The organism is Kribbella sp. NPDC050470, assembly GCF_044458365.1.
Lineage (GTDB): Bacteria > Actinomycetota > Actinomycetes > Propionibacteriales > Kribbellaceae > Kribbella.
In genome coordinates this window covers 381,740-403,582 of record NZ_JBITHV010000012.1, presented here as the reverse complement: position 1 = coordinate 403,582, position 21,843 = coordinate 381,740, and the positions used below count along the sequence as shown (strand labels likewise).

The window sequence follows — 21,843 nt, the reverse complement described above, 5'->3', positions numbered from 1 at the left end:
TGACCTTACTAACGACGGAGTCGGGTTGCCGGCACGGTCAGAGTGGCGGGGAGATCGCGACAGCTCCGGTACGGCGGGGGTCGCCGACCGCGAGGAGGCCGTCGGACGGATCCCAGTAGGCGGCCGCGACGCCGCCGAAGTACATGGAGTGCGGCGGCATCGGGCGGGTCGGCAGCCCGGTCGCGCCGGACACCGGCAGCTCGTCCTCGTAGTCGACCACCACGTCCTGCCGGACCCGGACGTGCAGCCGCGGGTGCTCGACCGCCTCCGCGAGCGGCAGCCCGCCGTGCGTGTAGAGCGCGTAGACCTGCGCCAGCGCGGTCGGGATCCGGTCCGAACCGGGCGAGCTGATCGCGAGCACAGCGCCGTCGCTGTCCCGGCGGGCGACGCTCGGCGCCATGTTCGACGTGAGCCGCGTGCCCGGCGCCAGGCTGTGCGGTCCGCCGTGCAGCAGCTCCTGCTCGCCGAGCGCGTTGTTCAACCAGATCCCGGTGCCGGGAGTCAGCACGCCTGAGCCGTAGCCGGACGACACAGTGATCGCACACGCGTCACCCTGGTCGTCGACGACCGAGACAGTCGCCGTACTAGGTGAGCTCAGCGCGCGCAGGTCACCGGACGCGGCGAGGTCGAGCAGCTTCTGCCCCTCCAGCTGCCGCCGGTCCTCCGCGTCCAGCTCTGCCAGACGCGCTCCGAGTACGGCGTGCTGCACGTCGATCAGCCGCTCCAGCTCGGACTGCGACCAGCTGCCGTCCGCCGGTACGCCGTCCAGCAGCGCGAGCATCGCGGCCACGGCGACTCCCCCGACCGCAGGCGGCGGGTTGGTCGCGAGACGCCACCCGTTCTGCCGGACGGTCAGGGCCGGGCGTACGACGGCCTCGTACGCGGCGAGGTCTTCGGCAGTGAGGATGCCGTCGTTCTCGGCCATGTCGCGGATCAGCAGCTGGGCGAGCTCGCCGGTGTACATCGTCTCGGCGCCGTCGCGGGCGATCAGCTCGAGCGCCTCGGCCAGCTCGGGGATGACGACCGTACTGCCGGCCTTGATCACCGCGCCGTCGTCCTCGTGCACGACCCGGTGGCTCGGCTGGTGCCAGCCGAAGATGATCTCGTGGGTGTACCCGAGGTAGTAGCCCGAGGTCCGGCTGAGCGCGAAGCCGTTCCGGGCCACGTCGATCGCGGGCTGGACGACCTCGTGCCACGGCGCCTTGCCGGACCGCCGGTGCGCGAGGTCGAGCGCCTTCATCCCACCGGGTGTCGCGACGGAGCCGTGGCCGACGGTGGTCGTCGTACCGCCGCCGTAGTCGGTCGTGACGTCCCAGACGCCGCGGCCGAAGCTCTCGGTCGACAGGCCGCGGCCGGGCATCTCCACCCAGCCGTCGATGGTGACCGCCTCGCCGCCCGCGACCTGCAGGGTGACGAAGCCGCCCGAGGCCGGCGAGACGACGCCGATCTCGTTCACCATCGTCACCAGGGTGGCCGCGATCGCCGCGTCCACCGCGTTCCCACCCTCGGCGGCAACCCGGACGCCGGCCTCCGCGGCCGCCGTGTTCGGCGCCGCAACCGCCACCCGCGGGTGCCCGCCGGTCATGGTCTCAGCCGACCCGCTGGACGGCGCCGAAGCGATCGACGGCGACCTGGACCGCGGCCTGCCGGACGTCCGCCACCTCGTTCTCCTTCAAGGTGCGGTCCGGCGCCCGGAAGCGCAGCGCGAACGCGAGCGACTTCTTGCCCTCGCCGATCTGCTCCCCGGTGTACAGGTCGAAGAGCCGGATCGACTCCAGCAGCTCCCCCGCACCCTCGACCAGCGCCGCCTCGACCTCGGCCGCAGCCACCTCGGCCGGGACGATCAGCGCGACGTCCTCCTTGGCCACCGGGTACGACGAGAACGGCGCGGCCGTGATCGACGACGGAGCCGCCGCGATCAGCGCATCCAGGTCGAGCTCCACCGCACCGGACCGCGCCGGCAGCCCGAACGCCTGGCACACCTTCGGGTGCAGCTCACCGGCGTGGCCGACCACCTTGCCGTCGACCGTGAACTCCGCGCACCGACCCGGGTGCCACGGCGCCAGCTCGGTGTTGCGCAGGACCGGCTCGACGCCGACCGCGTTCGCCACACTCCGCCCGATCTGCACGGCGTCCGACCATGCGACCGGCTGACCCTTGCCCCACCAACCGGTCGCCGTCCGCGCTCCGGTCAGCACCACACCGACGTGCAGCGGCTGGTCCGGCAGGGCGTCGTCCAGGGACTGGATCTCGGTGTCGCTCGGGCGCTGCGCGACGGACGGCAGCGGCGCGGGCTTCGACTCGGCCTTCGGCAGGAAGACCAGACCGGTCTGGAAGATCGCCAGGTCGGTGTTCCCGCGGCCGACGTTGCGCTCGGCGGTCCGCAGCAGCGTCGCCAGCAGCGTGGTCTGCATCGACGGCTCTTCGTCGGACAACGGGTTCACGAGCTTGACCGTCGTACGGCGTGCGTCGTCGGCAGGCAGCCCCATCGCGTCGAAGTCGGCCTCCCCGGTGAACGGGTAGGACACGACCTCGGTCAGCCCGGCGCCGACCAGCGCAGTCGCGACCCGGCGGCGGCGTCGCTGCGAGACCGTCAGGCCCTGGCCGCCCGGCGCGGGCGGCAGGATCGACGGGACGTTGTCGTACCCGAACAGGCGGATGACCTCTTCGGCGAAGTCGTTGGGGTCCCGCAGATCCGGCCGCCACGACGGCGGCGTCACGGTCAGCAGGTCGTCCCCGGCCAAGGCCGCGACACCGTGCGCCGCGTGCTCGCCGCCGAGGACCGCGTCGGTGCCGGTCGCGTCTGGATGGGACTCGACGACGAGGGCCGGCGCGTGCACGCCCGCGGCCAGCGGGGCCGGCTTCGCGCCCGGCGCAGCCGGCACGACCTTGCAACCGACGGACTCCAGGTGGCGAACGGTCTCCGCGATGGTGATCGCGGCACCCGCGACCCGGGCCGCATGGTCGGCCCGGAAGGTAACCGGCTCCGGCAGCGCGTGGGTGTCGACGACGGTCTCGTCGGCCTCGATCGTGCCGCCGGCCAGCTCGGCCAGCAGCTCGGCCACGCGCTGAGCCGCGTACCGCGGAAGCAGCGGGTCGACCTCGCGCTCGAACCGCCGCGACGCCTCGGACGACAGCTTGTGCCGCCGCGACGCCCGGGCGATCACGATCGGGTGGAAGTGTGCGGCCTCGATCACCACGTCGGTGGTCGAGTCGGAGATCTCGGTGGTCGCGCCGCCCATCACCCCGGCGATGCCGATCGGACCGGAGTCGTCGGTGATCAGCAGGTCCTCGGCGTCCAGCTCGCGGCTCTGGTCGTCCAGCGTCATCAGCTTCTCGCCGGCGTTGGCGCGCCGTACGACGATCTCACCGGACAGCCGAGCCTTGTCGTAGCCGTGGATCGGCTGGCCGAGCTCGAGCATCACGTAGTTGGTGATGTCGACGCCGATCGAGATCGGCCGCATCCCGGTCGCGAGCAGCCGCTTCTGCAGCCAGCGCGGCGACAGCGCCTTCGGGTCGATCCCCGTCACCGTGCGGGTGACGAAAACACTGCAGGCTTCGGCGTCGTCCACGCGGACCGGGTAGCCGCCCCGCTCCGACCCGGTCAGCGTGAGCTCGGCCGGGTCCTTGAGCGAAACGCCGTACGCCGTCGCCGCCTCGCGCGCGACACCACGGATGGACAGGCAGTAGCCCCGGTCCGGCGTGACCGCGATGTCCAGTACGTCGTCCTGCAGCGCCAGCAGCTCGATCGCGTCGTCACCCGGCTGGGCCTCACCCGGCTCGAGTACGACGATGCCGTGCGTACCGTCGTCGCCCAGGCCGAGCTCCGAGCTGGAGCAGATCATGCCGTTGGAGACGTGGCCGTAGGTCTTCCGCGCGGAGATCGCGAACCCGCCGGGCAGCACGGCGCCCGGGAGCACGACGACGACCAGGTCGCCGACGGCGAAGTTGTTCGCACCGCAGACGACCCATTGCGGCTCGTCCTTGCCGATGTCGAGCGAGCACCAGCGGATGGTCTTGCCGTTCTTCTGCGGCTCGTCCTCGTACGTCAGCACCTTGCCGACCACCAGCGGGCCGGTCAGGTCCGACTCCTCGACGGTCTCCACCTCGAGGCCGGCCCGGATCAGCTTCTCCGCGACACCGCGACCGGTGACGCCGGCCGGCAGGTCGACGTACTCACGAAGCCATGACAGTGGGACCCGCATCAGATCTCCATCCCGAACTGGCGGCTGAACCGCACGTCACCCTCGACCATGTCGCGCATGTCCTCGACGCCGTTGCGGAACATCAGCGTCCGCTCCAGGCCCATGCCGAAGGCGAAGCCCGAGTACCGGTCGGTGTCGATGCCGCAGGCCTGCAGGACCCGCGGGTTCACCACGCCGCAGCCGCCCCACTCGATCCAGCCCTCGCTGCCGCAGGTGCGGCACGGGCGGTCCGGGTTGCCGACGGACGCGCCGCGGCAGACGAAGCACTTCAGGTCCACCTCGGCCGACGGCTCGGTGAACGGGAAGAAGTTCGGCCGCAGCCGGGCCTCCAGACCCTCGCCGAACATCGAGACGACGAAGTGGTCGAGGGTGCCCTTGAGGTGCGCGAGCGTGATGCCCTCGTCCACGACCAGGCCCTCGACCTGGTAGAAGACCGGCGTGTGGGTCGCGTCGAGCTCGTCGGTGCGGAACACCCGGCCCGGGCAGATCACGTAGATCGGCGGCTTGCGGGTCAGCATCGAGCGCGCCTGCACCGGGGAGGTGTGGGTCCGCAGCACAGCGCCGGACCCGGCCGGCTCGACGAAGAAGGTGTCCTGCATCTGCCGGGCCGGGTGGTCCGGCTGGAAGTTCAGGGCGTCGAAGTTCAGCCACTCGGCCTCGATCTCGGGGCCCTCGGCGACGTCCCAGCCGAGCGCGGTGAACACGTCCGCGATCTGCTCGGAGATCAGCGACAGCGGGTGCCGGGCGCCAAGCTCGGGGGTGTGCCACGGCAGCGTCACGTCGACCTGCTCGGTGGCGAGCATCCGCTCCTCGTGCTCGGCCTCGAGGACGGCGAGCCGGGCCGCGAAGGCCTCGTTGATCGCCTTCCGGGCCGCGCCGATCCGCTGGCCGGCCTCCTTGCGGCCCTGCGGCGGCAGCGCGCCGATCTCGCGGTTGGCCAGCGCGATCGGCGACTTCTCGCCGAGATGCGCGGACTTGGCCTCCTGCAGGGCGGCCAGATCGGCCGCCTCGGCAAACGCCTTCAGCGCCTCGTCCCTGGTCCGCTCCACCTCATCGGCATGCAACGGCGTCACTTCGACCGGGTCGTAATCAGTGTTGGGACCGGACATGGCTCGCTCTCCATCGGAACTTCTGCGACAAGCAGTCTAGAAACCTCCAGCCCCGAACCGTGAATCGGCCGTCCACAGCCCCCACTCCCCCCGCCCGCACCACCCCCTGCTCCCCGGCCGCCACAACCCCCGAGCTGAGCGGATATCCACCGAAGTGAGGGGTTGCCCACTGAGATTCTCAGTGGGCAACCCCCTACTTGAGTGGGCAACCGATCAGGTGTCCGCCGAGGCGGGCTCCGGCGTGGGCGACTCGGGGCTGAGCTCGGCGGCTGCCCGGCGCGGGAGCGCGACCAGGGCGACCAAGGCGCCGGCCAGGGCTCCGATGAGGCCTGTGGTCATGGCTATGGACATGGCGTCGGTGAAGGCGGCTCGGGCTGCGGTGACGAAGGCGGGGCCGAGGGCCAGCGTCTCGGCGATCGAGTTGCGGGCGGCTTCCGGCACCGAGTCCGGGAGGGAGGAGGAGTAGGCGGCGGCCAAGACGCTGCCCAGGACGGCCACCGACAGGGCGGCGCCGGTCTGCTGGACCGTGTCGTTCATGGCCGAGCCGACCCCGCGGTGTTCCGCCGGGACGGACTGCATCAGGAGCGTGTACGCCGCCGGTCCGGCCAGACCACCGCCGACGCCCATCACGAGCAGCCCGACGATCAGCAGGCCGTAGCCGGACGACGTACTGACCTGGGTGAGGATCCCGAAGCCCGCCGCGATCACCACCAGCCCGGCCGCGATCAGCGTGCGGTCGGCCAGCTTCTTGCCCAGCGTCGCCCCGAGACCGTTGAACAGCATCGCCGACGCCGCGTACGGAATCAGCGCCAGCCCGGCCTTCAACGGCGTGTACCCGAGCACGAACTGCAGGTACTGCGTCAGCGCCAGCAGCAACCCACCAGCGGTGAACGACAGCAGCACGATCGAGAAGCTGGTCCCGCTGAAGTTGCGGTTCCGGAACAACGCCAACGGCACCATCGGGTGCGCGCTCCGCTTCTCCCACACTGCGAACCCAGTCAGCGCGGCCACGCCCACGGCCAGCCCACCCAGCACCTTCGCGGACCCGAACCCGTCGACGGGAACGGAGATGATCGCCCACACCACCGCGGTCATCCCGACCATCGACAGCACCGCGCCACCGGGATCGACGGCCCGCGCCGGCCCGCGCGACTCCGGGATCATCGCGACCGCGCCGATGATCGCCAGCACCGCGATCGGCACGTTCAGCAGGAAGATCGATCCCCACCAGAAGTGCTCGAGCAGTACGCCGCCGACCGTCGGGCCGGCCACCACGCCGACCATCGCCACCATGGACCAGCCGGCCATCGCCTTGCGCTGCTCCTCCGGCGGGAACACCGTGAACAGCAGCGACAGCGTGCTCGGCATCAGCAGCGACCCGCCGACACCCATCAGGAACCGGCAGGCGATCAGCTGCCACGGCGTCTCGGCCAGCGTGGCCAGCAGCGAGGCCAGCCCGAACACGACCAGCCCGAGAATCAGCATCTTCCGGCGGCCGAACCGGTCGGACAGGCTGCCCGCGGTCAGCAGCAGGCCGGCGAACGCCAGGATGTAGGCGTCGATGATCCACTGCACGTCGGCAGGAGTCGCATCCAGGTCGCGCATCAGCGACGGGATGGCCAGGTTGAGCACGGTGTTGTCGACTACCAGCACCATCAGGCTCAAGCACAGGATCAGCAGGATCCACCAGCGTCGCGGGTGACCGGTCGCTGTGGACTCGAACGGTGTACTAGTCACTCGCACACTGTACGACAAGACTCGTACAGTGTGCGAGTCCTGAGTAGGATGGGCGCATGAAGGACTCGATCTGGACCCGCACGCGGGCCGCCGCACCTGCCCGGGAGACGCTGACCAGGGTGCAGATCGTGCAGGCCGCGATGGAGACCCTGGACACCGAGGGCCTGGCCGGGCTGAGCATGCGCAAGCTGGCCGCCAAGCTCGGCTCCGGCGCGACCAGCCTCTACTGGCACGTGCCGACCAAGGACGACCTGATCGACCTGCTCATCGACGAGACGTACGGCGAGGTCGACGTACCCGAGCCGGAGCTGGCCGGCTGGCGGTCCGGCGCGATGCTGTTCGCGCACAGCCTGCGCGCGATGATCCTGCGGCACCCGTGGCTGCCCGAGGTCGTCTACACCCGGCCGAGCATCGGCCCGAACGCGACGTCGCTCGGCTCCCGCGGACTGGTCCTGTTCGGCGCCGGCGGTTTCGCCGAACGCGACGTCGACTTCGCGATGGGCAGCGTGATGTCGTTCGTCTTCGGCACCGCGAACGCGGAGGTCGCCGTCAAGACCTCGATCAAGAACTCGGGCCAGACGACGGAGGAATGGGTCCAGGACGTGCTCGAGCAGGCCCGCGTCGCCACCGCCGACAACGCGACGATGCAGGAATCGCTCCGCCGCCGCTCCAACCGCGACCTGGCGACGATGCACAACGAGGCGTTCGTCTTCGGCCTCGACTGCCTGCTCGACGGCCTCGAGGGCCGCCTGAAGAAGTAGCTTCAGCCACGCCCGGCGCAGGTGCTCCGGCCGCACCGCAGCGCCGGCCTGAGCGCGTGGAAGGCTCGGCCCCGAGGCGCCGCGGACGGCCCGCCTGTCCAAATAGCCATGGCCACCCATGAAGTCCCCGGGATAGCGGTCACCGTGGTGCTCGCGCCAGTGCGCACGGGCCGCCCGGACCGCGGCCGTGCTGTTGATGTCGAGGTCGAAATCGCTCGGCTCCGGCTCGAGGCCGAGCCGGTACATGGCGTCGAACGGACGGCGCAGCGGCCGGTTCTCGTCGCTGCCGAACCACTCACGCATCCGGCCCAAGGCCTCCGGCTCGCCGGCCAGCTCCACCTCGGTGGGCAGGGTCTTTCGCAGGCCCGAGAAGAACTCGGCGGCGGTGCCCTTGAGCCTGACATCGACCTGTGTCGCGTCGATGCGGTCGTGCTCGAGCGCGTTCAGCAGATCGCCGGCGAACTGTCGGTAGAGCCTGGGTGTCAGTCCCATCGGGGACTCACGGGTGACCATCCACCGCAGGTGCAGCTGGTCGATCCCCAGGAACTCCAGATCCCGCCGGGCGATGGTGTAGCCGGAGTCGTCCCGCACCCACCACGACGGCGCTTCCGCTCTGCCGTCGAGGATTCGTCCGATCCGCACGTCAAGCTTGTCCGGTGCATTCAGCCGCGCGGCGACGGTGCGTGGGTGCCAACCAGGGCCGAGTGCCGTGCTGCGAGGATGACACCGCGGCCCCACCGCTGCTTCAGCCGGTCAGCGACCATCTGGCGGTCGGGCGACCAGCCGGCCAGCGGGCGCTGCGGAACGTCGACCATGGTCCCGAGACTGTCTTCGACGGCCCACGGCGGCTGTTCCGCCGCCTCTGACCAGGCGAGTGCCCGGTAGGAGATCAGTTCGGTGATCCCGCGCTCCTGAAGGAACTCCTGGGTCATCGTGTACTGCGTCCGGAGGAAGTCGGTCAGCGCGTCCCTGTTGTACCTGAGCTCGAGATCGACCGCCCGCCGCATGGTGCCGTCGATCTGCAACGCACAGTGCGGCCCGAACTCGTCGCGTGTGATCTCCTGGAGCGCCAACACCCGAGCGTTGTTGTTCGAGCCGTAGGACCAAGCGTCCATCAGCTCGCTGGTCGCGATCATGCGAACCAGCCCCTCGGCGTCTGCGGTGTCCATCCGGAGCTCCGCCGCTCGTCCGTCCAAGAGGGTGGCAACGCGTCAGTGGCCATCGAGGAACTCCTGCACCTCCCGGCGCACTCTGTCCGGAGCCTCGTTCCAGGCGGGGGTCAGCATGAGTTGGCGCAGTTTGACCTCCTTGACCTCACGCGCCGCGTCACGGCGCAGACCGAGATGCCACCACACGAGTTCCAGCTCGTCGGGCAGGAACCAGTGACCGCCGACAGCGGACTCCGCGGTGTCGGCCGGATCTGCGGGGGCGACCAGCACCTCGTCGGCTCTGGCAGCCGGCTCGATCTCGACGAGTTCGAGGCCGAGGTGGTCGATCGCGGCTCGGAACGCGGCACGCTGGGCCTCGACGAACGCCGCGGACGGCTTGTCGCCCGTCGTCTGGAAGAGTGCGAACACCCAGGCGTCATCATCCATACAGGCCAGGTCGAGGAGCAGCTCGACGCCCCGCTCGTCGGTCAGCCTCCGGTGTGCGATGCTGTCCGCGGCGCCCGGCCCCTCGGTTCGCGGGCCTTCGGTCAGGCCGAACGTCTCCCGAAGCCACGTCAGCTGATCTTCGGAGAGCTCGCCGAGGGAGAGGGCGCGCAGCGCGGGCCAGAGCATGTCGGATGTCCTTTCGCCGGTTCAGCGGGCAAGCAGGCGTGGCCAGACTTGCACAAGGACGGCCTTCACCGAGCAAGTTATCCACAGGCCGCTGATTGTCAGCGACGACCGCTGAGCCAGTCGGTTGATCCGCGGCTAGGACATCGGCTGTGTCGGGATGTGGATCGGATTGGTCCAGGCGCGGGCGCCGGTGGCGTCTTCGACAGTGATGCGGCAGTGGCGGCCGCGGAACATGGTCAGCGGGAGCGAGCACTCGGCGAGATCAGTGCCCTGGGCAACCTCTGCGCCGGGCATACCGCCGGTCAGCAGTATTTTCGTCGCGGGTGAGCAGGCGACCACTACCACGTCACCTTCGATGCGTACGTCGTACAGCTCGGGGCCGGTGCTGGAGTAGAAGTGGCCGGCCTTGAGGGCGGCCAGCAGCGCGTCCGGTTCGAGTTCCTGCGAGCGGACCTGGATCCAGGCCTGGCACGGGGGCGGGTCCTGGGGCTGCAGGTGTGCGTCGTCCGCGGCGTAAGTCGTCAGCCGGTGGCCGCGGTTCAGGAGGACATCGGTCAGGTGCCAGCTGTCGCCACGGTTCTCGCGGTCGGCGAGCGCGTTGTAGACCTCGACCGAGTGGGCCGCGTCCAGGCTCTCGGCGTCGACCGCCGTCAGCAGCGAGGCCGACGGATGGGCCATCCCGACGAACGCGCCGGCAGTTCGCGCCCGCCGCGCCAACTCAGGCCCGGTCTCCGAGCCCCCCGGCGGTGTGAAGTCCAGCGGCAGCCCCACAGCCACGATGTGCCACGCCTGCCCCGCCTCGGTCCGTGGCGCGTGCAACTCGGCGCCGATCAGCGTGGTGAATCCGTCCGATCGCAACTCTCGCGTGTCCGTCAGCGGGAACCCGTACTCCGGCCGGAAGTGGTCGGTGACAGCCAGGAAGTCGTAACCGGCCTCCCGATACACCTGCGCGGTCTCCACCGGTGACAACGCACCGTCCGAGCGGTCCGAGTGCGTGTGCAGGTTCCCTCGCCAGAACTGTCCCGGTAGGTCGAACGGCAGATCCGTCATCGGCGCTGCGCCCGGGCGGACGCGTAGAGGCAGATCGCGGCGGCGGTGGCCAGGTTGAGCGACTCGGCCCGGCCGTAGATCGGGACCTTCACCGAGCGGTCGACGATCGCGTCGTATCCGTCGGGCAGGCCGTGCGCCTCGTTGCCGAACAGCCAGACCGTCGGCTTGGCGAGCGTGCCGTCGTCGATGCAGGTGTCGAGGTCGGAGGCGCCGTACCCGTCGGCGGCGAGAACTTGCAGGCCCTGGTCACGCCACGACTTCGCGGCCGCGGGGACGTCCGCGTCGACGCTGATCGGGAGGTGGAAGACGCTGCCGACGCTGGCCCGGACCGCCTTCGGGTTGTGCGGGTCGACGGACTCCGCGGACAGTACGACGGCATCGGCTCCGGCGGCGTCCGCCGTACGGATGAGTGTCCCGACGTTGCCGGGATCGCGGACCTGGACGCCGACCGCTACGAGTCGAGCGGTACGTCGTACTGCTTCGTCCAAAGGGACCGTGACGAGTGAGCAGACGGCGACGACGCCTTGGGAGGTGACGGTCTCGCTGAGCGCCTCGATGGCGGCGCGGTTGACCTCGAACCACGGCACGGCGGCGGCGCGGGCGAGGTCGCGGAGGTCGCGGTGCCGGGTCGCGACGTCGGGTTCGCCGTACACCTCGAGGACGAGCTCACGATGTTCGAGCGCCTCCCGGACGGCCTGCGGGCCCTCGACCAGGAAGCGGCCGGTCTTGCGGCGGAACGCACGAGTGGCGAGCCGCCGGGCCTGCTTGATCCGCACGGATTGCGCGGTCAGCAGACCAGGGCTCGCCACTCGAGTGCTACTTAAGGGGTGCTGAGACTCAGGCCGCGGCGTCGCTCTTCGGAGCGTTCACGTCGGCCGGCAGCGCCGCCTTGGCGACCTGGACCAGCGCGGAGAACGCGGCCGGGTCGTTGACAGCCAGGTCGGCGAGGATCTTGCGGTCGACCTCGACCTCGGCCAGCCGCAGGCCCTGGATGAACCGGTTGTAGGTCAGGTCCTCGGCGCGGACCGCAGCGTTGATGCGCTGGATCCACAGCTTGCGGAAGTCGCCCTTGCGCGCCTTGCGGTCCCGGTAGGCGTAGACGAGCGAGTGGGTGACCTGCTCCTTGGCCTTGCGGTACAGCCGCGAGCGCTGGCCGCGGTAGCCGCTGGCCTGCTCGAGTACGACCCGGCGCTTCTTGTGGGCGTTGACTGCCCGCTTCACGCGTGCCATGAGGTGTTACTCCTTGTATTTCTGCGCCGGAGAGAGATGGTGCCCACTCGGCGGGGGGTGTTCGGGGGAGGGTGGATCAGATGCCGAGAAGCTTCTTGGCCTTCTTCACGTGCGACGGCGCGACCTCGACGGTGCCGGACAGGCGGCGCTTGCGCTTGGTCGGCTTCGCCTCGGCGAGGTGACGCTTGCCGGTCTGCTCGCGGCGCAGCTTGCCCGAGCCGGTGATCCGGACGCGCTTCTTCATCCCCGAGTGGGTCTTCATCTTCGGCATGGCTGTATGTGCTCCTGATTGTGTTTCGTTGACTCGATCTTCGGTTGACGGTGCTCCGGCGTCAGCATCGACGGCCGGAGCGTTTCGTCACTCCGGGTCGAGGTTGTCGGCCGGACCCTTCGGCTTCTTCGCGGTGCCGGCAGCGCGCTGGGCCTCGTGGGCCTGAGCCTGCTCGGCGCGCTCCGCGCGCTCCGCCTGCTCCTCGGCCTCCCGTTCGGCCTTCCGCTTCGCCTTCTCGGCTTCCACTTCCACGCGCGCCTCGGACTTCTTCTTGTGCGGTCCGAGCACCATGATCATGTTCCGGCCGTCCTGCCGCGGCGAGGACTCGACGAAGCCGAGCTCGCTGACGTCCTCGGCCAGCCGCTGCAGCAGCCGGAAGCCGAGCTCCGGCCGGGACTGCTCGCGGCCACGGAACATGATGGTGATCTTGACCTTGTCCCCGGCACGCAGGAACCGAACGACGTGACCCTTCTTGGTCTCGTAGTCGTGCGGGTCGATCTTCGGCCGCAGCTTCATCTCTTTGATGACCGTGTTGGACTGGTTCCGGCGGGACTCGCGCGCCTTCTGCGCGGTCTCGTACTTGTACTTGCCGAAATCCATCAGCTTGCAGACCGGAGGCCGGGCGGTCGCCGCGACCTCGACCAGGTCGAGATCGGCCTCCTGTGCCAGCCGAAGTGCGTCCTCGATCCGGACGATGCCTACCTGCTCACCGTTCGGTCCGACCAGTCGCACCTCGGGAACGCGGATGCGCTCGTTGACGCGCAGTTCAATGGTGATGGGTCCTCCTGGGTTGTGCTCGTTTCGGTGCCACCTCGCGACCGCCGCAGGCCCCCGGAAACGACGAAGGCCTTCGTGCGATCACACGAAGGCCCAATTCCCAGATCGACGACGCCCCAACCCTGCCGGGAGGTACGCCGTACGATCGCCGAGACCACCGGATCGCTCCGGAACCTCGACGTGACCGGGACCCGCCGACTGTCCATCGACTGGGTGGGAGGTGGCCCTCCGCTTAGACCAGAACCACCGGATTCCCTTGAGTATTCCGCTCAGGGGTCACCGCTGGACCCGGTCGGTCGCCATGCAAGAGTAGCAGCATGACGGAATCAGGTGCCAACTCGCAGCCCGACCCCCTGTCCACGGTGTCCCGCGACATCGCCGACGTACCCAGCGTGGAGATCATCTCGACCGCCGCACTGCACCTGATGAGCGCCGCCGCCGTCAACCTCGGCCTCGCCGAAGACCTCCCCGACCACAAGGACCTCGACGAAGCCCGCTCCCTCATCGACGCCCTCGCCGGCCTCCTCGACGCCTCCGCCCCCTCCCTGGGCCACCACCACGCCGCCCCCCTCCGCGACGGCCTCCGCTCCCTCCAACTCGCCTTCAAGGAAGCCTCCTCAATCCCCGACGCCCCCGGCCAAGCCCCAGGCGAGAAATACACCGGCCCCGTCCACCCCTCCGCCTCCCGCCGGTAACTCCTTTCGCGCCATCGAGTTGTGGATTTCTGCGCCAAAACCGGGATTGGACCTACCCAAATCGACAACTCGACGACTTCAGCTCGCGTCGGCGGTGTGGGTGGTTGTGGGGGGTTGGTGGTCGGCGGTGTCGTCGATGTATTCGAGGAGGTCGCCGGGTTGGCAGTTGAGCACTCGGCACATGGCTTCGAGGGTGCTGAAGCGGACGGCCTTGGCGCGGCCGTTCTTGAGGACGGCGACGTTGGCCGGGGTGAGGCCGACCTTCTCGGCGAACTCCCCGACGCCCATCTTGCGCTTCGCGAGCTCCACGTCGATGCGCACCACGATGGGCATCAGATCACCGCTTCCATGTCGGATCGCAGCGTAGTCGCCTGCCGCAGCAGGGCCCGCATGACCACCATGAGAAGCACGAGTACGCCGCCGACCAGGACGATCCCGAACATCAGGATCGGCAGGCCGGGGTCGTCGGCGAGGACGCCGAGGTAGACGAACACGCCGAGGAACAGCACCCAGCCGGCGCCGAGCGCCCAGATGATCGCGTCGACCCAGGCGAACGCGTCCTCACTGAAGATCCGGTCGCTGGCGACGAGGGTGAGCAGCTTCCAGGTGCAGACGATGACGACCTGGATGCAGAGCAGTTCCAGGATCGACCAGATCGTCAGCGGCCAGCGCAGGTACGCCAGGTCGGGCTGCTCCTTCGCCATGTACGCGAACTGCCCGGGCATGCTCATCACCTGCGCCACCACCAGCCCCGCAAACAGCATCACCAGCAGGACCCGCAGCGGTACGACGACCCGGTGCACCAAGTTCATGCATCGACTATCGACCGCCATCTATCGAAAGTCAATCGGTACGACGGTGTCTCGCCCCCGACTTCAGGGGTTGCTCACCGAGCCCGGCGTCAGGTCGGACAGCGGCATCTCGCTCCATAGCTCGAGCGCCTGGTGCAGCAGCGCAGCCTCGGCCTGGTCGTTGCCCTCCTCGGCGTCCGCACGAGTGACCAGCTCCCGGAAGGCGGCCAGGTCGAGCTGCGACGCGTCTGCCTGCACCAGGTAGCCGCCGGGCACCGTCTGCACGACCTGGCCATCGTCGCCGAGCGCGGTGCGCAGCCGGGTGACATAGGTCTGCAGCGACCCCCTGACGTTGACCGGCGGCTCCTCGCCCCACAGCCGGTCGGCCAGGATGTGCAGCGGCACCGGCTGGCCCGCCCGGACGAGCAGCGTGGCCAGCAAGGTGCGCAGCTTGGTGGCAAGCTCCACCGGCTCACCGTCACTCAGGACGGTCAGCGGGCCCAGCACGGAGAATCGCAGCGCCACGGCCACCCCTCAGCTCGCCGAGCCCCCATGGTAGTGGCCGACTAGCCCTTCACAGCGCCTTCCTCCACGCCCTTGAAGAAGAACCGTTGCAGAGTCGCGAAGACGATCACGATCGGGATGAACGCGATCATCGTGCCCGCCGCGATCAGCCGGGGGTTGTTGCTGAACGTGCCGGACAGGTACTGCAGCCCGACGGTCAGCGTGTACTTGTCCGGGTCGGTCAGCACGATCAGCGGCCAGAGGAAGTCGTCCCAGGCCCCGATGAAGGCGAAGATCGCCACCACGCTGATCGTCCCGCGCACCGACGGCAGGCCGATGAAGACCAACCGCTGCCAAGCGTTCGCCCCGTCCACGATCGCGGCCTGGTCGACCTCGATCGGCAGCGCCCGGAACGCGTTGTACATCAGCAGCACGTTCAGCGTCCCGATCATGCCCGGCAGCGCGACCCCGAACAGCGTGTTCGCCAGCCCGAACTCCCGCACCGTCACGTACTGCGAAATGATCGTGACCTCGCCCGGCAGCACCAGCGTGGCCAGGAACAGCCCGAGCACCAGCTTGCGTCCCCTGAACTGCAGCCGGGACAGCGCGAACCCGGCCAGCGACGCCCCCAGCACGTTGCCGCCGACAACCAGTGCGGCGACCACCAGCGAGTTCCGGGCGTAGCCCCAGACCGGGATGGTGTCGGCCACCGCGCCGTAGTGGTCGAACGTCGGCTGAGCCGGCAGCAGCCGCGGGATCCGGGTGTAGATGTCCTCCCCGGATCCCTTCAACGACGTGGACAGCTGCCACAGGAACGGCCCGATGGTGATCAGCAGCACGAACACCAGCAACGCGTACCGGACCACCTTCTCCCGAGTCGAGATCGTGTTGAACCCGAACGACCCCCGCCGGCGCCCCGAAGGCGCCGTACCGGGAGCCTCCACAACGGCCGGCCGCGCCGGATCGGTGACCGTGGTCATGGGGCCTCCCGGCCTGGACTGAGGAGCGGAGGGAGCGAAGCGACTGGAGTGACGAGGGAAGGCCGGGAGTCGAAGCCCCATGACCCGCCGAGCGGCAGCGAGGAATTCAGTAGAGTCATGCTTCTGCTCCCCGTCGGTTCAGGCGGGCCAGGACCAGCATCGGTACGACGGTGACGAAGAACAGCACGATCGACAGCGCCGACGCGTACCCGAGGTTGCCCTCGAAGCCCTGGCTGTACTGCTGGATCAGCATCACGACCGAGTTGTCCCGGCCGCCCGGTCCGCCCTTGCCGCCGCTGAGGATGAACAGCTCGGAGAACACCCGCAGCGCCGACACCGAGATCAGGATGGAGATCAGGATCATCGTCCCGCGCACGCCCGGGACGGTGATGTGCACGAACCGGCGGAACGCGTCGGCCCCGTCCACCGCAGCCGCCTCGTGCAGGTCGCGCCCGACGTTCCCGAGCGCGGCCAGGTAGATGATCATGTAGTACCCGAGCCCCTTCCAGATCGTCAGGCTGATTGCGCTGAGCAACAACAACCACTGGTCGCTGAGGAACGGCAGCGGCCCGGAGATGACGCCGAGCTTCTCGGCCAGGCCGTTGACCAGGCCGCGGTCGTCCAGGATCCACTGCCAGATCAGCGCGACGACCACGGCCGAGGCCACCACCGGGGTGTAGAACGCGGTCCGGAAGAAGGTGATCCCGGGCAGCTTCTTCTCCACCAGGACGGCGAGCAGCAGCGGCAGGACCGTGAGGAACGGCAGGCAGACCACCATGTAGATGACGCTGTTCAGCAGCGCCCACCGCAACTGCTCGTCGTGCAGCAGGGTCTCGAAGTTCTTCAGCCCGACGAACGTGCCGCCGCCCAGCGGCCTGGCGTTGGTGAACGACAGGATGACCGTGTTGATCGACGGCCACAGGCTGAACACCAACAGCCAGGCCAGCGCCGGGACGACCAGCACCCAGGGCGTGAACCAGCGCTGGTAGCGCATTACTGCGTCAGCAGCTGGTTGGCCTTCGCCACCGCCGCGTCCAGAGCCGCCTGGGAGGAGATCTTGCCGGCGATCGCGAGCGAGATCTGCTGCCCGATGAAGTCGTTGGTGGCGCCGCTGATGATCGGCGGGGTCAGCACCTTCGCCTTGGCCAGCGACTCGAACGCGAGCACCTTGGCGTCACTTTCCGGGGTGCCGTCGGACTTCGAGAAGTACGGGTCGGAGGCGGACGCCTTGGTGGACGGGAAGATGTTCACGATCTTGGCGAACGCGGCCTGGTTCTCCGCGTTGGTGACGAACCGGGCCAGCGCGATCGCGGCCGCCTGGTTCTTCGTCTTGGCCGACACCGATAGGCCCTGCACGTACAGCGGCGGGGTGTCCAGCGCGGGCGACGGGACGACCTTGCCCTTCAGCGACGGGTTGTCCTTGACGAAGTCCTGGATCGCGTTGCCGCCGCCGGTGGTCCAGGCGACCTTGCTCTGGGTGAAGAGCTTGGAGTTGCCCAGGTACTCCTGGGTCAGGATGTCGCGCGGCAGGTAGCCGGCCTTGTAGGCGTCGCGGTACTTGTCCAGCAGCGCGGCCGCCTCGGGGGTGTTGAACTCGAATTTCTTGCCGTCGTCGCTGATGATCTTGACGCCGGCGTTGGTGAAGTCACCGATGCCGGGCAGCCGGCTCATCAGGTACTCCCGGCCGCCGGTCTTGTCGTGCATCACCTTGGCGGCCGCGAACAGCTCGTCGAAGGTCTTCGGCGGGTTCTTCACGTCCAGGCCGGCCGCGGCGAACTTGTCCGCGTTCCAGTAGTCGATGTCGGTGTTGAGGTACCACGGGTAGCCGAAGGTGCCGTTCAGGCCCTGGTACTGGTACGCCTGCACACCGCCCTCGACGTACTCCTCGGTGATCTTGGCGTCGGCGGCGCCGACGTCGAGCAGCATGCTCTGCTTGGCCAGCGAGAGCGCGAAGTCCGGCGGCAGGTTCACGACGTCGGGCAGCTGGCCGGCCGAGGCCTGGCTCAGCACCTTCTTGTCGTAGCCGTCACCGGGCTGGTCCAGCCAGGTCACCTTCGTGCCCGGGTACTTCGCCTCGAAGGCCTTGATGACGCCTTCGACGTACGACGTGAACTTCGGCTTCAGCGCCCAGGTCTGGAAGCTGACCTCACCGGTCACCGCTGCGTTCGCGTCGACGGTCGGCGTGGCGGCGCTGCCGGAATCCTCGGCCGAACCGAGACCGCAACCAGCGAGGGAGAGGGCCGTGGCGGCCAGGACGGCCACCACTGCTGGACGACGTCTACGCATGGATTCTCCTGGAATTGATAAACCGGTATAGCTCCTGCACTATCCGGGATCGTAGAATCCGCTGTCAAGGGTGAGAGGGGTTCACGTGGCCAGACCGACGATCGCTGACATCGCCAACCGGGCGGGTGTGTCCAAGGGCGCGGTGTCGTTCGCGCTGAACGGGCGGCCGGGCGTGAGCGACGCGACCCGGGAGCGGATCCTGCGGATCGCCGAGCAGATGAGCTGGCGGCCGCACAGCGCCGCCCGCGCGCTCGGCGCGTCCCGGGTCGACTCGGTCGGCATGGTGATCGCCCGGCCGGCCCGCACGCTCGGCGTCGAGCCGTTCTTCGCGCATCTGCTGTCCGGCGTGCAGTCCGGGCTGTCCGCGGAGTCGATCTCGCTGCAGCTGCTGATCGTCGAGGACACCGCGGCCGAGATCGAGGTGTACCGCCGCTGGGCCTCGGAGCACCGGGTCGACGGCGTGATCCTGGTCGACCTGACCGTGAAGGACCCGCGGGTGGACGAGCTGAAGGCGCTCGAGCTGCCCGCGGTGGTGATCGGCGGCCGCGGCGGGAGGGGCGCGCTGCCCTCGGTCTGGGCCGACGACCGCGAGGCGATGCTCTCGATCGTGGAGTACCTGGCCGCGCTCGGCCACCGCCGGATCGCGCACGTCGCCGGTACACCGAACTTCCAGCACACCCAGCGCCGGATCCGGGCCGTGAAGGACGCCGCGCCCCGGCTCGGCCTGGTCGACGCGCCGTCGCTGACCACCGACTTCAGCGACGCCGAGGGGGCCGCGATCACCCGCAAGCTGCTCTCCCAGGCGCAGCGGCCGACCGCGATCGTCTACGACAGCGACGTGATGGCGGTGGCCGGGCTCGGGGTCGCGATGGAGATGGGCGTCGCGGTGCCGGGCGACCTGTCGATCGTGGCGTTCGACGACTCGATCCTGACCCAGCTGATGCACCCGGCGCTGACCGCGCTGTCCCGGGACACCTTCGACTTCGGCCGGCAGGCCGCCGAGGTGCTGCTCGAGACCATCGCCGACCCCGCCCAGGTGATCAACCGCCGCAGCCCCGACCCGGTCCTCACCGTCCGCGAGTCCACTGCTCCCCCGGCCTGAGTTGCCGTAGGTTCTAAACCGTTTTAGCATCGTCGCATGCTTTCGGATCCCGGCACGCCCCGGTTCGGCGCGAACTACGTCCCGTCGGCCGGCTGGTTCTACAGCTGGCTCGACTACGACGGCGCGGCGGTACGGCGGGACTTCGCAGACCTGGCCGGACTGGGCCTGGACCACGTCCGGGTGTTCCCGATCTGGCCCTGGATCCAGCCGAACCGGGCGATCATCCGCGAGCGCGCGATCGAAGACCTGCTGGACACCGTCGACGCCGCCGCCGAGCACGGCCTGACCGTCGCCGTCGACCTGGTCCAGGGCCACCTGTCCAGCTTCGACTTCCTGCCGTCGTGGGTCCTGACCTGGCACAAGGCCAGCCTGTTCGAGGACACCACGATCCGCGACGGACTGACGGCGTACGTCGACGCCGTCGCGCGAGCCGTGGCGACGAAGCCGAACGTCTTCGCGATCACGCTCGGGAACGAGGTCAACAACCTCTGGCCGGACAGCGCGACCACCTTCGAGAGCTCGACCGGCTGGGCGCAGGCGTTGCTGACCACGGTCAAGGAGGCGGCGCCCGGCGTACTGGCTCTGCACTCGCTGTTCGACGACGCCTGGTACAAGGCCGACCACCCGTTCCATCCGGCAGACGTGGTGGATCTGGGGTATCTGAGCACTGTCCACTCGTGGGTTTTCAACGGGGTCTCCCGGGTGGACGGTCCGCTCGGTCCGGCGACGATCAGCCATGCGGACTACTTGGTCGAGCTGGCCGCGGCGACGTCGCTGGACCCGGCGCGGCCGGTGTGGCTGCAGGAGATCGGCGTACCCGGGCCTGACATTCCGGTGGAGTTGCAGGCCGAGTTCACCCGGCGGACGGTCGAGCTGGTGCTGGAGAACCCGGCGCTGTGGGGTGTGACCTGGTGGTCGTCGCACGACATCGATCGGCGGCTGCTGGACTTTCCGGACCGGGAGTACGACCTGGGCCTGTTCACCGTGGACCACCAGCGCAAGCCGGCCGCGCATGCCTTGGCGGAGGTGATCGCCGAGGCGCGTTCGAACGGCGTGCAACACCCGCAGGCGACAACCCTGACCGCACCGGTCAACCTGCGTGTGGAGCCGCAGCGTAGGCCGGAGGTTGCCCCCGGCAGCGAGTTCCACCTGCAGTGGGTGGCCGCTCGCGCCGACGGCCCGGTCCGGATCGTGCTGCCCTAGGCTTTCGCGTCGATCAGGACCTGGATGCCGTCCAGGATCCGGGTCAGGCCGAACTCGAAGTCGTCGTCGACACCGTCCTCGTACTCCTGGTTGGTGTAGAGCGCGAGCAGCATCGGGTAGTTGCCCTCGGCAAGCCGCGGGACCAGGAAGCGGCCGACCTCCTCCGCCTGGACGGGCGTGTTGTCGCCGGCCGAGAGCTGGCGGACCATGCTCGCGTAGTTGTGCGCGAACCCGTTCAGGAGGAGCAGACATCCCAGGTTGTCGTGCTGGCTCAGCCCGGTGCCGGCCAGCGCCTGCAGCATCACCTCGACCCAGCGCAGCATGTTGGGCGTGACCGGCGCACCGCGGATCGGCACGTCGAGCAGCCACGGACGCTCGGCGAACCGATCGACCTGGGCCTGCACCCACGTGGTCGCGGCCGCTCGCCAGTCCGTTGGCAGCTCGGGCGGCGTACCGATCGCCTTCTCGTGGACCAGCACGATCAGTTCGTCCTTCGAGCGGACGTAGCGGTACATCGCGTTCGTGGTGACGCCGAGGTGGGCCGCGATCCGCTGCAGTGAGATCGCCTCGAACCCGTCCCGGTCGCCGAACTCGATCCCGGTGTCGACGATCCGGTCCACCGACAGCCCTGGCTTGGGACCGCGACGCTGCACCGGCAGCACACCCCAGGACAGGGCGAGCCCCGGCGGCAGCTCCCCGGTGCTCACTGCTCGGCCGGCTCGATCCAGGCGTAGGTGCCGTCTTCCAGGCGGATGACCTGGTGGCCGGCGGCGAGGCGGCGTACGTCGTCGGTCTCGATCACGGCGGCGGCCGGGCCGGCCACGTCGATGACGATCGCGGCGGCGCCTTCCTGGATCGCCGCGGTCGCGACCAGCTGGGACAGCGCGGGCATCGGGCGGGCGTCCGGGCTCCAGCGGGCGAGTGACTCGCTGCCCGTGAAGGCGAGCAGAGCGTTGCGGCCGTCCTGGCCCTGGAGCAGCGCGACCGCCATGTCGGAGGTCTTGTCGTGCGCCAGGCCGTTCTCGTCGTACTCGACCTCGCCGAGGATCGCCACCACCGGCACCAGCAGCCGGGCCCTGGCCAGCGCGGCCAGGACCGCGCCGTGGTCACCCTCCGCGAGCGCCTTCGCCAGCGCGGGGTCGGCCGACCCGTCGTCGTTGTCGAAACCGGTGAAAGCCAGGCGGCGCTCGGGTTGCATGCGCATGATTCTGCCTCCGAACCCCCAGGCCATCACAATCGCACCCGCGAAGCACCAGCCACGCTCACTCCGCATCCCGGCCACCAATTGTGATGGCGTGGCGGTCCGGGCTCCTTTCAGGGGTGCGTCAGGGCTCTTCCCCCCTTGGATCGGGCACGGACTG

Annotated in this window: 23 protein-coding genes; 4 read left to right on the top strand and 19 right to left on the bottom strand. The window is 69.4% G+C overall.

Annotated features, from left to right (window positions below):
* Positions 1-37: 37 nt before the first annotated feature.
* From ACIBGM_RS35550 to ACIBGM_RS35535, 4 genes are all read right to left on the bottom strand, one after another.
* The gene (locus ACIBGM_RS35550; RefSeq protein WP_360537535.1) at positions 38-1,585 is read right to left on the bottom strand and encodes a gamma-glutamyltransferase; all 1,548 of its coding nucleotides are present in this window, start codon (positions 1,583-1,585) and stop codon (positions 38-40) included.
* A gap of 4 nt (positions 1,586-1,589) precedes the next feature.
* A complete protein-coding gene (gene pheT / locus ACIBGM_RS35545; protein ID WP_360537537.1) occupies positions 1,590-4,205 on the bottom strand; it encodes a phenylalanine--tRNA ligase subunit beta in 2,616 nt (871 codons plus the stop codon).
* Positions 4,205-5,314 (bottom strand): phenylalanine--tRNA ligase subunit alpha, encoded by a 1,110-nt coding sequence (gene pheS, locus ACIBGM_RS35540; RefSeq protein ID WP_360537539.1) that lies wholly within the window; start codon positions 5,312-5,314, stop codon positions 4,205-4,207. The genes pheT and pheS overlap by 1 nt, the downstream gene beginning before the upstream one ends.
* A 213-nt stretch (positions 5,315-5,527) precedes the next feature.
* Positions 5,528-7,051, bottom strand: coding sequence for an MFS transporter (locus ACIBGM_RS35535; protein ID WP_360538433.1), 1,524 nt, complete (start codon positions 7,049-7,051; stop codon positions 5,528-5,530).
* A gap of 56 nt (positions 7,052-7,107) precedes the next feature.
* Between ACIBGM_RS35535 and ACIBGM_RS35530 the strand changes: the two genes are divergently transcribed.
* Complete coding sequence (locus ACIBGM_RS35530; RefSeq protein WP_360538431.1) at positions 7,108-7,812, top strand: TetR/AcrR family transcriptional regulator C-terminal domain-containing protein; 705 nt, start codon at positions 7,108-7,110, stop codon at positions 7,810-7,812.
* A 662-nt stretch (positions 7,813-8,474) separates the two neighbouring features.
* Here ACIBGM_RS35530 and ACIBGM_RS35525 read toward each other — a convergent pair.
* From ACIBGM_RS35525 to infC, 7 genes are all read right to left on the bottom strand, one after another.
* Positions 8,475-8,981 carry a hypothetical protein gene (locus tag ACIBGM_RS35525; protein ID WP_360538429.1) on the bottom strand — a complete coding sequence of 169 codons (507 nt, stop codon included), beginning with the start codon at positions 8,979-8,981 and terminating at the stop codon, positions 8,475-8,477.
* Between the two features lie 42 nt (positions 8,982-9,023).
* Positions 9,024-9,593 (bottom strand): hypothetical protein, encoded by a 570-nt coding sequence (locus ACIBGM_RS35520; RefSeq protein ID WP_360538427.1) that lies wholly within the window; start codon positions 9,591-9,593, stop codon positions 9,024-9,026.
* Positions 9,594-9,728: 135 nt separating this feature from the next.
* The gene (locus tag ACIBGM_RS35515) at positions 9,729-10,643 is read right to left on the bottom strand and encodes a CehA/McbA family metallohydrolase (protein WP_360538425.1); all 915 of its coding nucleotides are present in this window, start codon (positions 10,641-10,643) and stop codon (positions 9,729-9,731) included.
* Positions 10,640-11,452: a TrmH family RNA methyltransferase gene (locus ACIBGM_RS35510; RefSeq protein WP_396388028.1), complete on the bottom strand. Its 813-nt coding sequence runs from the start codon at positions 11,450-11,452 to the stop codon at positions 10,640-10,642. The genes ACIBGM_RS35515 and ACIBGM_RS35510 overlap by 4 nt, the downstream gene beginning before the upstream one ends.
* Before the next feature lie 28 nt (positions 11,453-11,480).
* Positions 11,481-11,873: a 50S ribosomal protein L20 gene (rplT, locus tag ACIBGM_RS35505; protein WP_131367113.1), complete on the bottom strand. Its 393-nt coding sequence runs from the start codon at positions 11,871-11,873 to the stop codon at positions 11,481-11,483.
* A gap of 76 nt (positions 11,874-11,949) precedes the next feature.
* Positions 11,950-12,144: a 50S ribosomal protein L35 gene (rpmI, locus tag ACIBGM_RS35500; protein ID WP_360538422.1), complete on the bottom strand. Its 195-nt coding sequence runs from the start codon at positions 12,142-12,144 to the stop codon at positions 11,950-11,952.
* 87 nt (positions 12,145-12,231) lie between these two features.
* Positions 12,232-12,876, bottom strand: coding sequence for a translation initiation factor IF-3 (gene infC, locus ACIBGM_RS35495; RefSeq protein ID WP_396355221.1), 645 nt, complete (start codon positions 12,874-12,876; stop codon positions 12,232-12,234).
* A gap of 362 nt (positions 12,877-13,238) precedes the next feature.
* Here infC and ACIBGM_RS35490 point away from each other — a divergent pair, with 362 nt between their 5' ends.
* Positions 13,239-13,616 (top strand): DUF1844 domain-containing protein, encoded by a 378-nt coding sequence (locus ACIBGM_RS35490; RefSeq protein ID WP_360538421.1) that lies wholly within the window; start codon positions 13,239-13,241, stop codon positions 13,614-13,616.
* A gap of 78 nt (positions 13,617-13,694) precedes the next feature.
* On the opposite strand, the gene ACIBGM_RS35485 is transcribed toward ACIBGM_RS35490, so the two are convergent.
* The 6 genes from ACIBGM_RS35485 to ACIBGM_RS35460 form a co-directional block, all read right to left on the bottom strand.
* On the bottom strand, positions 13,695-13,949 hold the full coding sequence (locus ACIBGM_RS35485; protein WP_360538420.1) for a helix-turn-helix transcriptional regulator: 255 nt from the start codon (positions 13,947-13,949) through the stop codon (positions 13,695-13,697).
* Positions 13,949-14,428: a DUF2975 domain-containing protein gene (locus tag ACIBGM_RS35480; protein ID WP_360538418.1), complete on the bottom strand. Its 480-nt coding sequence runs from the start codon at positions 14,426-14,428 to the stop codon at positions 13,949-13,951. The genes ACIBGM_RS35485 and ACIBGM_RS35480 overlap by 1 nt, the downstream gene beginning before the upstream one ends.
* Positions 14,429-14,491: 63 nt before the next feature.
* The gene (locus ACIBGM_RS35475) at positions 14,492-14,932 is read right to left on the bottom strand and encodes a winged helix-turn-helix domain-containing protein (protein ID WP_396388027.1); all 441 of its coding nucleotides are present in this window, start codon (positions 14,930-14,932) and stop codon (positions 14,492-14,494) included.
* Positions 14,933-14,973: 41 nt separating this feature from the next.
* Entirely contained in the window at positions 14,974-15,891 is a 918-nt protein-coding gene (locus ACIBGM_RS35470; protein WP_360538414.1) for a carbohydrate ABC transporter permease, read from the bottom strand.
* A 115-nt stretch (positions 15,892-16,006) separates the two neighbouring features.
* Positions 16,007-16,885: a sugar ABC transporter permease gene (locus tag ACIBGM_RS35465; RefSeq protein ID WP_360535613.1), complete on the bottom strand. Its 879-nt coding sequence runs from the start codon at positions 16,883-16,885 to the stop codon at positions 16,007-16,009.
* Entirely contained in the window at positions 16,885-18,177 is a 1,293-nt protein-coding gene (locus tag ACIBGM_RS35460; RefSeq protein WP_396388025.1) for an ABC transporter substrate-binding protein, read from the bottom strand. The genes ACIBGM_RS35465 and ACIBGM_RS35460 overlap by 1 nt, the downstream gene beginning before the upstream one ends.
* Positions 18,178-18,262: 85 nt before the next feature.
* Here ACIBGM_RS35460 and ACIBGM_RS35455 point away from each other — a divergent pair, with 85 nt between their 5' ends.
* The gene (locus ACIBGM_RS35455; RefSeq protein ID WP_396388024.1) at positions 18,263-19,279 is read left to right on the top strand and encodes a LacI family DNA-binding transcriptional regulator; all 1,017 of its coding nucleotides are present in this window, start codon (positions 18,263-18,265) and stop codon (positions 19,277-19,279) included.
* 36 nt (positions 19,280-19,315) lie between these two features.
* Complete coding sequence (locus ACIBGM_RS35450) at positions 19,316-20,482, top strand: glycosyl hydrolase (protein WP_396388023.1); 1,167 nt, start codon at positions 19,316-19,318, stop codon at positions 20,480-20,482.
* Here ACIBGM_RS35450 and ACIBGM_RS35445 read toward each other — a convergent pair.
* Together ACIBGM_RS35445 and ACIBGM_RS35440 are read right to left on the bottom strand one after the other, a co-directional pair.
* Positions 20,479-21,189 carry a TetR/AcrR family transcriptional regulator gene (locus ACIBGM_RS35445; protein ID WP_360535605.1) on the bottom strand — a complete coding sequence of 237 codons (711 nt, stop codon included), beginning with the start codon at positions 21,187-21,189 and terminating at the stop codon, positions 20,479-20,481. The two genes, ACIBGM_RS35450 and ACIBGM_RS35445, sit on opposite strands and share 4 nt — an antisense overlap.
* Positions 21,186-21,680, bottom strand: a complete 495-nt coding sequence (locus ACIBGM_RS35440; protein ID WP_396388022.1) for an SseB family protein — start codon at positions 21,678-21,680, stop codon at positions 21,186-21,188. Before ACIBGM_RS35440 ends, ACIBGM_RS35445 begins: the two co-directional genes overlap by 4 nt.
* Between the last annotated feature and the right edge of the window lie 163 nt (positions 21,681-21,843).

Coding starts and splice junctions, on each gene's coding strand:
- ACIBGM_RS35550 (WP_360537535.1), bottom strand. CDS start 1,585: ATGACCGGCGGGCACCCGCGGGTGGCGGTTGCGGCGCCGAACACGGCG.
- pheT (WP_360537537.1), bottom strand. CDS start 4,205: ATGCGGGTCCCACTGTCATGGCTTCGTGAGTACGTCGACCTGCCGGCC.
- pheS (WP_360537539.1), bottom strand. CDS start 5,314: ATGTCCGGTCCCAACACTGATTACGACCCGGTCGAAGTGACGCCGTTG.
- ACIBGM_RS35530 (WP_360538431.1), top strand. CDS start 7,108: ATGAAGGACTCGATCTGGACCCGCACGCGGGCCGCCGCACCTGCCCGG.
- ACIBGM_RS35525 (WP_360538429.1), bottom strand. CDS start 8,981: ATGGACACCGCAGACGCCGAGGGGCTGGTTCGCATGATCGCGACCAGC.
- ACIBGM_RS35520 (WP_360538427.1), bottom strand. CDS start 9,593: ATGCTCTGGCCCGCGCTGCGCGCCCTCTCCCTCGGCGAGCTCTCCGAA.
- ACIBGM_RS35515 (WP_360538425.1), bottom strand. CDS start 10,643: ATGACGGATCTGCCGTTCGACCTACCGGGACAGTTCTGGCGAGGGAAC.
- rplT (WP_131367113.1), bottom strand. CDS start 11,873: ATGGCACGCGTGAAGCGGGCAGTCAACGCCCACAAGAAGCGCCGGGTC.
- rpmI (WP_360538422.1), bottom strand. CDS start 12,144: ATGCCGAAGATGAAGACCCACTCGGGGATGAAGAAGCGCGTCCGGATC.
- ACIBGM_RS35490 (WP_360538421.1), top strand. CDS start 13,239: ATGACGGAATCAGGTGCCAACTCGCAGCCCGACCCCCTGTCCACGGTG.
- ACIBGM_RS35485 (WP_360538420.1), bottom strand. CDS start 13,949: ATGCCCATCGTGGTGCGCATCGACGTGGAGCTCGCGAAGCGCAAGATG.
- ACIBGM_RS35480 (WP_360538418.1), bottom strand. CDS start 14,428: ATGAACTTGGTGCACCGGGTCGTCGTACCGCTGCGGGTCCTGCTGGTG.
- ACIBGM_RS35470 (WP_360538414.1), bottom strand. CDS start 15,891: ATGACCACGGTCACCGATCCGGCGCGGCCGGCCGTTGTGGAGGCTCCC.
- ACIBGM_RS35465 (WP_360535613.1), bottom strand. CDS start 16,885: ATGCGCTACCAGCGCTGGTTCACGCCCTGGGTGCTGGTCGTCCCGGCG.
- ACIBGM_RS35460 (WP_396388025.1), bottom strand. CDS start 18,177: ATGCGTAGACGTCGTCCAGCAGTGGTGGCCGTCCTGGCCGCCACGGCC.
- ACIBGM_RS35450 (WP_396388023.1), top strand. CDS start 19,316: ATGCTTTCGGATCCCGGCACGCCCCGGTTCGGCGCGAACTACGTCCCG.
- ACIBGM_RS35440 (WP_396388022.1), bottom strand. CDS start 21,680: ATGCAACCCGAGCGCCGCCTGGCTTTCACCGGTTTCGACAACGACGAC.